We start from the raw sequence: 11,970 nt of genomic DNA on the forward strand, positions 1-11,970 counted from the left end.
TCATCATGAAATGAAAATTCTGGTATTGGATAACTACGATTCATTTACCTATAATCTGGTACACATCATCCGGGAACTCGGATATGGTGCACAGACCAGCGTGGTTCGCAACCGTAAAATATCGCTGGAAGAAGTGGATGCTTTCGATAAAATTTTACTGTCACCCGGCCCCGGCGTTCCGGCAGAAGCCGGCATTATGATGGACCTGATCCGCCGTTACGCTCCCGTGAAAAGCATACTGGGCATATGTCTGGGCCATCAGGGTATCTGTGAGGCCTTTGGCGCTACCCTGACCAATATGCATGATGTGGTGCATGGGGTGGGGCTGCCTACTACTATCACACAACCGGACGACTATCTCTTTCAGCATATCCCGGAACAGTTTGTCACCGGCCGCTATCACAGCTGGGTGGCGGATCTGGACAGTATCCGGCATCCGCTGGAAGTGACTGCTGTGAGTGAAGATAACTACCTGATGGGCGTGCGGCATCACAGCTACGACGTGCGTGGATTGCAGTTTCACCCGGAATCCGTGCTGACAGCCGGTGGAAAACAGCTGATCGCCAACTGGCTGGAATCTCCGCCGGTAAAGGATACCAGCCGGGAAGACCGGATAGCCAACATCAGTCAGCTGGCCTATGCCGGATATTTTCAGTAAACCCAATTAACGCTACCTATTGTGAAAACATTACTGGGAAATTTATTCAGACAGGAAACGCTTTCCTATACCGCTGCCCGCGAAACGCTGCAGGAGATAGGAGAAGGGAGGTATCAGCCTGCACAGATAGCCGCTTTCCTCACCATCTTCAATATGCGCAGCATCACGCCGGATGAACTGGCGGGTTTCCGCGACGCCATGCTGGAGCTGTGTGTGAAAACGGATCTTTCTTCCTGGGATCCCATCGATATTGTAGGTACCGGCGGCGATGGAAAGGATACTTTCAATATATCCACTACGGCCGCGCTGGTGGTGGCGGGTGCGGGATTTAAGGTGGCCAAGCACGGGAACTACGGTGTTTCTTCTACCAGCGGCTCTTCTGATGTGCTGCAATACCTGGGACTGAAGTTCAGCCATGATCCGGGGGTATTGCAACGCAGTCTGCACAGCGCAGGCATCTGTATCCTGCATGCACCGCTGTTTCATCCGGCCATGAAGCATGTGGCAGCCATCCGCAAGGAACTGCAGGTGCGCACTTTTTTCAACATTATAGGGCCTGTTATTAATCCTGCGTCGCCGAGGTACCAGCTGCTCGGTGTATACAGCCTGGAGCTGGCGCGGCTTTACGGGCATCTGTATCAGCATACGGAAGTGCATTACAAAATTGTTCACTCCCTGGACGTGTACGATGAAGTATCCCTTACCGGCCCGGTGAAGCTGATCGGCAACCGGGGAACCCGATTGCTGCAGCCGGCCGACTTCGGCAGTACGCGTGTGCTGCCGGAGGAGCTGCAGGGCGGCGGCTCTGTCAGAGCTGCTGCCGGTATTCTCACCGCCGTACTAACGGGAAAGGCTACACGTGCGCAGACAGACGCGGTGCTGGCTAACGCCGGACTGGCTATTCAGCTGCTCCGGCCGGAGCTACCCCTTCCTGATGCGGTAGGCATCGCCCGCGAGTCCATCGACTCCGGCCGCGCCTATTTATCTCTCAAAAATTTAATCCATTCCGGAACATGAGCATACTTGATAATATCATCAGCAATACCCGGGCAGAGGTGGCGCAACGCCGGGAACAAACGCCGGTAAGCCGGCTGGAAAAATATCCGCTGTTTGACCGCACGCCGCTGCGTGCGGCCGATTACCTGCGCGCTCCGGGGAAACTGGGCATCATTGCGGAAGTAAAAAGGCAGTCGCCTTCCAAAGGAATTATCAATGCTGACTTCGACGCGCCGGAAGTAGCGCGGGGATATGAAGCAGCAGGCGCTTCCTGCATTTCCGTGCTGACGGACCAGAAATATTTTGGCGGCAGCCTGACTGATTTATCCCGCGTAAAGGCAGCCGTAGAGCTGCCTGTGCTGCGCAAGGATTTTATCATCAGCGAATACCAGATAACAGAAGCTAAAGCCATTGGTGCAGATATCATCCTGCTGATAGCCGCGGCGCTGCCGCCGGCTACGGTGGCCTCCCTGGCGCGTTTTGCACAGCAGCTGGGGCTCAGCGTGCTGCTCGAGGTGCATACGCTGGAAGAACTGCAGGAAAACCTGCATCCGGAGGTAGACCTTATTGGTGTCAACAACCGTGACCTGCACAGCTTTGAAATATCGGTAAAACACTCGCTGCAGCTGGCGCCGCATATACCTGCGCAGTTCCTCCGCGTGTCGGAAAGCGGGCTTACCAACTACGAAGTGGTGCCTGCATTGAAACAGGCAGGCTATGAAGGTTTTCTCATCGGTGAAACGTTTATGCGTGAACGTGATCCCGGCCTGGCGCTGGCAACATACTCGCAGGAACTGAGAAAGGCATTGTCCAACGCGCAAACAGTGGCCTTATGAGTAAGTATAATATTACGGAAGATGGCTACTATGGCAGGTATGGTGGCGCATATGTTCCGGAGATGCTATATCCGAATGTGGAGGAACTGCGGCAGCAGTATGTATCCATTATCGAATCGCCTTCTTTCCGGGCGGAGTTTGAAAAGCTGCTGACAGATTATGTGGGCCGTCCGACCCCGCTGTACCTGGCTTCCAGGCTGTCTGAAAAATATAACGCTACTATCTATCTGAAACGGGAAGATCTTAATCACACCGGCGCGCACAAGGTGAATAATACGCTTGGCCAGATACTGCTGGCGAAGCGCCTGGGCAAGACCCGCATCATTGCTGAAACAGGCGCCGGTCAGCACGGCGTTGCCACTGCTACAATGTGCGCGCTGATGAACCTGCCCTGCGTGGTGTATATGGGCGAAACGGATATCGCACGACAAAGACCTAATGTAGAAAGAATGAAGCTGCTGGGCGCAGAAGTACGCCCGGCGCTGAGCGGCAGCAGAACCCTGAAAGACGCTACCAACGAAGCTATCCGTGACTGGATCAATCATCCGTCAGACACCTATTATATCATCGGCTCCGTAGTGGGCCCACATCCTTATCCTGATATGGTAGCGAGATTTCAATCTGTTATCAGCCGGGAAATCAGGCAGCAGCTGCTGAAAGAAACAGGCCATGAAAACCCTGACTACCTGGTGGCATGCGTTGGCGGTGGTAGTAATGCGGCCGGCACCTTTTATCATTACCTGCAGGAAGAACAGGTAAAACTGGTGGCGGTGGAAGCAGGCGGACTGGGTGTGCACACGGGGAAAACTGCAGCCACTACCACTGTCGGCACACCAGGTATTATTCATGGCAGCAAAACATTGCTCATGCAAACCCGCGATGGCCAGATCATTGAGCCACACTCGATTTCAGCAGGACTCGATTACCCCGGTATCGGGCCGCTGCATGCCTGGCTGTTTGAATCAGGCCGCGGGAAGTTTTACAGCGCTACGGACGAAGAGGCTTACCAGGCAGGTATTCAGCTCAGCAGACTGGAGGGCATCATTCCTGCCCTGGAATCGGCGCATGCACTGGCAGCGCTGGCCTTTCTGCCGCTTATCCCTTCGGATACCGTAGTGGTAACCCTTTCCGGCCGGGGAGACAAAGATCTGCAAACCTATATCGACAGAGGCGGATATTAAAATCATCTGCAAAAAAATAAGGAAGATGAACAGAATAACATCCTTGTTCCGTCAGAAAAAAGAACAGGTACTCAGCGTATTTTTTACCGCCGGCTTTCCTGCCCTGCAGGATACGGTGCCTGTACTCACTGCATTGCAGGAAGCCGGCGCAGATCTCGTGGAAATAGGCATGCCCTATTCCGATCCCATGGCCGACGGGCCCGTGATACAGGCCAGCAATACCCGCGCCCTCGGCAATGGCATGTCTGTGGAACTGCTCTTCGAACAGCTGAAAGATATACGCACCCACATACATATTCCCATACTGCTGATGGGATATTATAACCCGGTACTGCAATACGGTGTGGAGCAATTTGTGACGCAGGCCGCCGCAGCGGGCATTGACGGCATCATTATTCCTGACCTTCCCCTGCAGGAATATGAACAGCAATACCAGCAACTGTTCCAGGCCCATAAGCTATCCAACGTTTTCCTGGTAACGCCGCAAACGCCGGAAGACAGACTGTTACATATTGACCGGCTGTCAACCGGATTTATCTATATCGTTTCTTCCAGCAGTACTACCGGAAATCAGCAGCAGCAGCAGGGCCATGACAGCTATTTTTCACGGATACGGCAAACGCCGCTGCAGAACCCTGCGCTGATAGGATTCAATATCAAAGATCAGGAGAGTTTCCGGTATGCCTGTCAGTATGCCGCCGGCGCTATCATCGGCAGCGCTTTTATCCGTGTGCTGGAACAGGCGGATGATCTCCGGCCGGCTATTCATGCTTTTATACAACAGCTGCGGGGTGCAGCAGAACCGTTACCGTCCGTACCGCACCGGCAGACGGCTACACTGTAGCTTTCCGGGAACGTACCCGGAATAAAATTTCAGGAGGTCAGATCTCACATAAAAAGTTTCACCAAATCCCATCACTCGTTTATGTCTTATTTAAACAGTCTGCGACTCGTATTTTCAGGCGATTTTCAGGCGGATGTAGCCACCGCCAACAATGATGTGCGACACTTCGACAATGATAATTTCCAGGCGCGCTTTCAGTTGCCGGGAGAGAACAATGTCAACGGCGCCTATAATCCCGATGGAGGCTCCTCCTTTTTGTTGCAGCATACCTATGTACAGCAGGTCAGCTATCCTGATGGCCGCGTGCTGACGAATACTGCCGATGATATTGTGATCGGCACTGCCGTCACCAGTCCGGCGGATCGCCTCAGCGGTAAGCTGGTAGACCTTGATCCGCAGATGCAGCTATCTACGGAGCCCTGGGGTGTTAAACTACGTTTACTTGCTCCCGATGGCGAGCTGCTGCTCGAAGGAGATGTGGAACCTTCCGGCTTCCGCGACCTGCAGGTGCGCCAGTTTCAGCCACCGCCGAACGGTTTGCCGCTGGGCGCCAGCTGGATTACCGTCCTCACCAATCTGCACTGGACAGATAAAGCGAAACAATCACCTTTCCTGAAAGAGCTGAAGGCAAAGACAGATGACGATAAGCTCAGTCTGAATCTCACCAGCTTCGCCTATTACACCGGGCATACCGATGGCCGTTTTACCATCGGGAAAATCATTGGCACACTGGGGCCCTGGATAGAAGGGGAACCGGAGCAGTTCGTGCCGGGCAGAAGATTATTCGGTATCTCTAACGTCGGCGCAGATACGAATCCTGCCATTCCGTTCAACTACAGCAATTTTATTGTGGAAGAAGAACACAAAAGGTTACTGCTGGATCTTGGCGGTTCCTTCCCGGTAGCGGATACGCAGGGAAATATTGACCCGATATACCTGAAGCTGGGTGTAGCAAAAGCGGCATTTAACCAGCCGGTGAGCACTGCTCCGCTACTCATCACACCGGCGGAATACCTGGAGATTGGCGTTATCAGCAATACACATCAGCCGGGATGGCTGCTGAAAACCGGTGGTGTAGTGAGTTTTCAGCTGAGCCAGCCGGTATTCCAGCTGCTGAAAGATCATCAGCTGCTACTCATAGGAAAAACCCCGGAAGGGCAGGAGCGGGTGATCGCGCGTGAATCTGTCGGAGGATACTTACTGCGGGCAGATGCGCACGTTTTCCGCCTGGATCCCGGAGATGAAGAGCGCAGCAAAATATATGCTTACCGATGGGGTAAACCGCTGCCACAGGCAAAAATATCGCTTGTATTGCAGCCGCCTGTACCGATTGATATATTTTCTGACCCTACACTGCAAGGCCCTATACCGCTGACAGGCACGCCTCCGGAGGCTTTGCTGTTCCCTGCGGAACTGACCACCAACAACAAGGGATTTGCCCGCATCACTATCGGTGGTAATGATCCCGGTTCTCCCCGCGGATATGTAGACGGCCAGGTATATTATCTCAACTACAGTCTTGCAGAAGTACCGGTGCAGGATAAATATCCGTTCGATCAGTTCCATGTGCATCTCCGCGATGAATTCGATATTCCGCAAAACCCTGCCTGGCAGGACATCGCCTATACGCTGAAACAGTATGGCAACCTGTTCCCGCTGATGAGCCGGTTTATTGTGGACTTAGGTTCGGAAGAAGCGGTGAAGAAACGCCGTGATATTTTACTCTTTGCCTTTACGCGCAAGATCAAGGACCCCAACTATATGCCGGTTACCCGCGACCTGTCTGCCGCCAAACGGAAGACGATCGTGAAATGGCTTAAACGTCTGGATGATGACAGTATCCAGGACATCGCAGCTGCGGAAAGTGAAGCGGCCAAAGTGAAAAAGGAACCGGTGGTTGCTGCTGCCGGAGACCTGGACCTGGACGATTACCAGAAAAACATGGCCCGTTCCAAAAGTGGCGGTAAGCTGTCCTTCAACATTGTACTGCCTTTCGCGGCAGAGTAACATTTCACCTGAACCTATACTTTACAATTCTTCCTTATGATAAGAATACAAACAGCCATTTTAGATAAAGTAAAAAATGCCACACAACTGGATCAGCTGCATGAATTTCTGCAGTACGCCATTGAGCTGGAACACTCCACCATTCCACCCTATCTCACTGCCATGATTTCACTGAAACCGGAGAAGAACCGGGAGATATGGAACATCATTCATTCCGTGGTGGTGGAAGAAATGTTGCATATGACCATTGCCGCCAATATCCTGAATGCCCTGAAAGGTAAGCCTGTGGTAAATAAGGAAGGATTCGTGCCGGCGTATCCGGGGCCGCTGCCACTGGGCATCCGCGACGGCTTGATTGTAGGACTGGAAGCATATTCGACGCGTGTAGTGAAAGACGTGTTTATGGAGATAGAAGAGCCGGAGAACCCTTTGAACTTCCCTGTGAAAAGCGCTGCAGCGGACAATACTTACGCCACCATCGGCCTGTTCTATAAAGCTATCCAGGAAAAGATTGCGGAGCTGGCAGATCATCATCTGCCCGGTAATCCCAAATATCAGGTAACCGGTTTCTTTGATGAAGACCTGCTGTTCCCCATCAAAACAAAACAGCAGGCGATTGCAGCCATCGATATTATCGTGGAGCAGGGAGAGGGCACAGAGACATCTCCGCTGGACGGAGAAGACGAGCTTGCGCACTATTATCTCTTTGCAGAATTATATCATGGCAAGCGGCTGGTGAAGGATGGCAGCAGCTTCTCCTATTCCGGTGCGCCTATTCCCTTTGATGCGGCAGCGGTGTATCCGCTGGCGCCCAATACTAAAGTAGCAGACCTGCCGGCAGGATCTGAAGCGCGGCGCCGTGCACATGAATTCAATGTTGCCTACAGCAAACTGCTGAACGCCCTGCACAGAACTTACAACGGAGAACCTGATTTCGTGAAGCATAGCATAGGATTGATGTTCGACGTGAAGCTGAAAGGAGAAAGACTTGCGGAAATACCTTTTCCGGGAAAAGCCGGATTTACAGTAGGGCCTCCGTTTGAGTTTGTTGATGTCACTTTTTAATGCCCGTAAATATTTGTTTTAATGATCCGGAAAGCAATATATATCATCATTATTGCCATTATCAACGGCGGCTGCTTTCAAGCAGCCGCACAACTTCCTGTGCAGCTGCGTATAGCCGTGCGGGAAGGTACCAATATGATGGCCGCCCTGTCACCTGATGGCCGGAACATTGCCATAGATCTGCAGGGGACCCTGTACCTGCTGCCCGTTACCGGTGGCGCTGCGGTGCAGCTGACCAATGGCCTGAGCGATGACCGGCAGCCTTCCTGGTCGCCGGACAGCAGGCAGCTGGTATTCCAGTCCTATCGCGACGGGAACTATCATCTGTGGCTGATCAATGCCGACGGCAGCGGGTTACGCCAGCTCACCTCCGGCATATACGATGACCGCGAACCGGAATGGGCTGCCGATGGCCGCCGCATCCTGTTCTCCTCTGACCGTTCCGGCAAGTATGATGTATGGCAGCTGTCGCTGAGAGATACAACGCTGCAGCAGGTAACAAACAGTCACACAGAAAATTATCAGCCGGCCCTGTCGCCCGACAGCCGGCTGCTGGCGTATGTCGCCGGCAACAGCATCCGTATCCGCCATCGCGGGCAGGAAACGGTGCTGGTAACATCCCGCGGGACAGTGTCTGCACCCGCATTTACGAAGGATGGAAAACAGGTGTCGTGGTTTGGGTATGAGAAGGGACGCAGTGGTTTGTTCCTCACCACCATCGCCACGAAAGTCACCAGGAAGCTCAGTGCATCCCGTGAAGATATTTTCCCCTTTAAGGTAAACTGGAGCAAGGAAAAAAAATTCCTGTACACTGCTGATGGGAAAATCAGGTGGGGCAGTGCAGGAAGCGCTTTAGCAGACAGCGTTTCCTTCTCCGTTACCTTACAGCTGCATCGGAGTGCATGGCCGAAGAAGCAAAGAAATTTTGATGACAGTGCCTTCCGGCAGGTGAAAGGTGTGATGGGGCCAGTGGTTTCTCCCGACGGATCCACGGTGGCTTTTACAGCGCTGGGGGATATCTGGTTGCAGGAGCAGGATACCGTCCGCCGCCTGACGAATGATGCGGCCATAGACCTGGACCCGGCCTGGTCGCCGGACGGCAGCCGGCTGGCCTTCGTGTCCGACCGCCTCGGTAAAATGGATCTCTGGATACATGACATGATAACGGGAACGGATAAACGTATTACGGATACACCGGAAGGCGTGATGTTTCCCGCCTGGTCTCCGGACGGGCAGCAGATAGCCTTCCTGCTCAGTGATGCCCGGAATGTATGGGGCACGGCAGTACCGGGTGTTGTGCGCCCGGATACCGTTCAGCAGTTGCCGGCACATAATGGTCCCCGGACAGCTTTCCCTGTACAGCCGCTGGCAGCAGTACGCAGATTGCATACGCCCCTGTCGGCCCCCGGAAGACCTGCCTGGTCACCTGACGGGCAACGTATAGCCTTCTCCGTATTACAGCCTTTTTCTTCCCGTTTCCGGGAAGGCATTAGCAAAATATTACTTGTGGCCGCCGACGGGCAGCAACCTGACCGCTTTATATCCCCGCTGCTGAACCGTACGCTGGCTACCCGCGGTAAAAACGGACCCGTATGGTCGCCCGATGGAAAACAGATGGCCTATGTGCAGAACGGCGTTTTATGGACCGTGCCGGTACAGCCGGATGGCACGCCGGCAGGCCCTCCGCGGCAACTCACCGCTACCCTCGCCGATGCGCCCTCCTGGACCGGAGATGCAAAAAGCATCGTATTCTGGCAGACAGATAAACTGCAACAGGTGTTTCTGTCTGACGGACATATCATAGACCGCCCGCTGCCGCTCACCTGGCAGCAGCAGGCCGGAAAAGATGAATGGATACTGCATGCAGGCCGCCTCTTCGATGGCCGGCAGCATGGCTACCACTACAACGTAGATATCTTCATCAAAAATAACCGCATACAACAGGTACGGCCACACGAAAACGGGCTGCCGGGTAAAGTGATAGATGCGTCCACCAGGACGGTGATCCCCGGCCTGTTTGACATGCATGCGCATCAGTACGCCGGCGTGGGAGAGGTGCTGGGCAGGATATGGTTGTCTTACGGTATTACCTCCGTACGTGAACCCGGCGCGGATCCTTACGATGCGCTGGAACGTAAAGAGTCCTGGGCAGCAGGTGTACGCCCCGGCCCGCGGGAATTTTTTTCCGGTACGCTGACAGACGGAGAACGCATCTATTACGGCAATGCCAACAGCATAGGCAATGACACCCAATTGCAGCTGGAGCTGGAACGTGCTGTGGCGCTGGATTACGACCTTATCAAAACATATGTCCGCACATCAGACAGCCTGCAAAAGAAAATCACCGGCTTTGCGCATCGTCACGGTATGGCGGTAGCCTCGCATGAGCTATATCCTGCGGTGGCTTTCGGGGTAGATGCGGTGGAGCATATACGCGCCACCAGCCGCCGCGGCTATGGCCCTATGCAGTCTCCCCTGAACCGCAGCTATGAAGATGTAACACAGCTGCTGTCTTTATCGGGTATGAATTTCACGCCGACTATCGCATTGTCCGGCGGTTTTTTCCTGCGTATGGAGCAGGACAGCTCCCTGCTGGAAACGCCCGTTTTCCGGACCTTATATCCGCCTGGCTATGCAACGGCCTACCGGACCTTCGCCAGACAGATTAAGGCGCATATGCCCGAACTGACACAAAATTATGATGCTACGCTCAATACCATCCGCCGCCTGCATCAGGCAGGTGCGCATATCACCGCCGGAACCGATGCACCTTTTATTCCCTATGGATTAAGTCTGCATGTGGAACTGCAGGAGCTCACCGCCGCCGGACTTACGCCGGAAGATGCACTGCGTGCAGCCACTATCCACGCTGCAGAAGCATTGGGCGTTGCGGACGACCTGGGCGCCATCGAAGCCGGGAAGCTGGCTGATATGGTGGTGGTAGACGGCGATCCGCTGCAGGATATACGCGCAGCGCAGTCGGTATCTCTGGTAATTAAAAACGGGTTGCTGTATAGTGCGGATGCCTTATTACATCCATACCAGCCATAAAGGAAACCATCATTTAATCATTTACAAAAAATATCAACCATGAAAAAGATGTCAATGTTCTGTGTATTTGCCCTGTTGATTTTTCTTCCGGGTGTTTTTACAGCAGTAAACGCGCAAACTCCCGTGAAAGAAGGATTCTGGAGAGGTGTATTGTATAACCGGGATGGTTCGGAAGTGCCCTTTAACTTTGAAGTAACACCTGACCGGGTTGTGCTGATTAACGGAGAGGAGCGGCTACCGGCTTCCCGGATTACGCGCCGGCAGGATTCCCTGATTATTGCCTTTGATCAGTTTGACAATGAACTGGCGCTGGTGCTGAACAGCCCCGAAAAGGCTACAGGACTGCTGCGCCGGCAGGATGAACTGGTGACGCCCACAGATACGAAGGGACTGCCCATATCGGTAGACCGCACCGGCCTGCCTATCAAGGTAACGCTGGAGTACGGGGTGCATCACCGTTTTCAGGAAACAGGCGTAGCGCCGGTAGCAACAATTGCCGGAAAGTGGGATGTTGCCTTTTATACAGAAGACGGCCGGGAGATAAAGTCAGTCGGCATTTTCTCCCAGGAAGGCAGCAAGGTAACAGGCACCTTCCTGAAAGTCACCGGCGACACGCGTTTCCTGGAAGGCAGCCTGCAGGGCAATTCATTGCAGCTCTCCTCCTTCATCGGTACCGGCCCCAATCTTATTACCGCAACAGTAAAAGATGCGGATAACTTTAACGGCTATACGTCGGCGCCATCCGGCAAATTCCGCTTTACCGCCGTACGCAATGAAAAGGCCGCGCTACCTGACGCCTATACGATTACTCACCTGAAAAACGGCAACCGCACTTTTGATCTGTCGCTGCCGGACGTCGACGGAAAAAAGATTTCACTGAAAGACCGCCGTTTCAGCGGTAAACCGGTCATCATCACCATTACAGGTACCTGGTGTCCCAACTGTATGGACGAAGTAGCCTTCCTGGCGCCATGGTACCAGGAGAATAAACACCGCGGGGTAGAAGTGTTGTCCGTTTACTATGAGCGAAAAGATGATCCCGCCTATTTCAAAAAAGTATTGTCCCGCGTAAAGGAACAATATAACATCGGCTATCCGCAACTGGTAGGCGGACTTGCTGATAAGCAGCTGGTGGCGGCTTCCCTGCCTTCGCTGGATAAATTTACCGCATTTCCCACCACCATTTTCATCAATAAAAAAGGAGAAGTAGCAAAGATACATACCGGCTATAACGGACCGGCTACCGGGGAATACTACCAGGCCTTCATCAGGGAATTCAACCAGGAGGTGAATGAACTGCTGCAGGAGAAAGGGCAGTGAGTTTTTATCAAC

The 11,970-nt window shown here is 53.4% G+C and carries 9 protein-coding genes; all 9 read left to right on the forward strand.

Annotated elements, in window-relative coordinates; genetic code table 11:
• Positions 1–10: 10 nt before the first annotated feature.
• Positions 11–658 carry an anthranilate synthase component II gene (locus GWG06_RS09905; RefSeq protein WP_160712938.1) on the forward strand — a complete coding sequence of 216 codons (648 nt, stop codon included), beginning with the start codon at positions 11–13 and terminating at the stop codon, positions 656–658.
• A 21-nt stretch (positions 659–679) separates the two neighbouring features.
• A complete protein-coding gene (trpD, locus tag GWG06_RS09910) occupies positions 680–1,675 on the forward strand; it encodes an anthranilate phosphoribosyltransferase (RefSeq protein ID WP_160712940.1) in 996 nt (331 codons plus the stop codon).
• Positions 1,672–2,490, forward strand: a complete 819-nt coding sequence (trpC, locus tag GWG06_RS09915; protein WP_160712942.1) for an indole-3-glycerol phosphate synthase TrpC — start codon at positions 1,672–1,674, stop codon at positions 2,488–2,490. The genes trpD and trpC overlap by 4 nt, the downstream gene beginning before the upstream one ends.
• A complete protein-coding gene (trpB, locus tag GWG06_RS09920) occupies positions 2,487–3,671 on the forward strand; it encodes a tryptophan synthase subunit beta (protein WP_127035088.1) in 1,185 nt (394 codons plus the stop codon). The genes trpC and trpB overlap by 4 nt, the downstream gene beginning before the upstream one ends.
• 25 nt (positions 3,672–3,696) lie before the next feature.
• Positions 3,697–4,515, forward strand: coding sequence for a tryptophan synthase subunit alpha (gene trpA / locus GWG06_RS09925; RefSeq protein WP_160712944.1), 819 nt, complete (start codon positions 3,697–3,699; stop codon positions 4,513–4,515).
• An 81-nt stretch (positions 4,516–4,596) separates the two neighbouring features.
• The gene (locus GWG06_RS09930; RefSeq protein WP_127035086.1) at positions 4,597–6,522 is read left to right on the forward strand and encodes a hypothetical protein; all 1,926 of its coding nucleotides are present in this window, start codon (positions 4,597–4,599) and stop codon (positions 6,520–6,522) included.
• Positions 6,523–6,558: 36 nt separating this feature from the next.
• Positions 6,559–7,587, forward strand: a complete 1,029-nt coding sequence (locus GWG06_RS09935; RefSeq protein WP_160712946.1) for a ferritin-like domain-containing protein — start codon at positions 6,559–6,561, stop codon at positions 7,585–7,587.
• A gap of 21 nt (positions 7,588–7,608) precedes the next feature.
• Positions 7,609–10,638 (forward strand): DPP IV N-terminal domain-containing protein, encoded by a 3,030-nt coding sequence (locus tag GWG06_RS09940; RefSeq protein ID WP_160712948.1) that lies wholly within the window; start codon positions 7,609–7,611, stop codon positions 10,636–10,638.
• A 39-nt stretch (positions 10,639–10,677) separates the two neighbouring features.
• Positions 10,678–11,958 (forward strand): TlpA family protein disulfide reductase, encoded by a 1,281-nt coding sequence (locus tag GWG06_RS09945; protein WP_160712950.1) that lies wholly within the window; start codon positions 10,678–10,680, stop codon positions 11,956–11,958.
• The last annotated feature ends 12 nt before the right edge of the window (positions 11,959–11,970 follow it).

The organism is Chitinophaga solisilvae (assembly GCF_009928525.1).
Classification (GTDB): Bacteria; Bacteroidota; Bacteroidia; order Chitinophagales; family Chitinophagaceae; genus Chitinophaga; species Chitinophaga solisilvae.

Excerpts from the sequence above, each read along its gene's own strand:
- GWG06_RS09905 (WP_160712938.1), top strand. The coding sequence starts at position 11 with ATGAAAATTCTGGTATTGGATAACTACGATTCATTTACCTATAATCTG.
- trpC (WP_160712942.1), top strand. The coding sequence starts at position 1,672 with ATGAGCATACTTGATAATATCATCAGCAATACCCGGGCAGAGGTGGCG.
- trpB (WP_127035088.1), top strand. The coding sequence starts at position 2,487 with ATGAGTAAGTATAATATTACGGAAGATGGCTACTATGGCAGGTATGGT.
- trpA (WP_160712944.1), top strand. The coding sequence starts at position 3,697 with ATGAACAGAATAACATCCTTGTTCCGTCAGAAAAAAGAACAGGTACTC.
- GWG06_RS09930 (WP_127035086.1), top strand. The coding sequence starts at position 4,597 with ATGTCTTATTTAAACAGTCTGCGACTCGTATTTTCAGGCGATTTTCAG.
- GWG06_RS09935 (WP_160712946.1), top strand. The coding sequence starts at position 6,559 with ATGATAAGAATACAAACAGCCATTTTAGATAAAGTAAAAAATGCCACA.
- GWG06_RS09940 (WP_160712948.1), top strand. The coding sequence starts at position 7,609 with ATGATCCGGAAAGCAATATATATCATCATTATTGCCATTATCAACGGC.
- GWG06_RS09945 (WP_160712950.1), top strand. The coding sequence starts at position 10,678 with ATGAAAAAGATGTCAATGTTCTGTGTATTTGCCCTGTTGATTTTTCTT.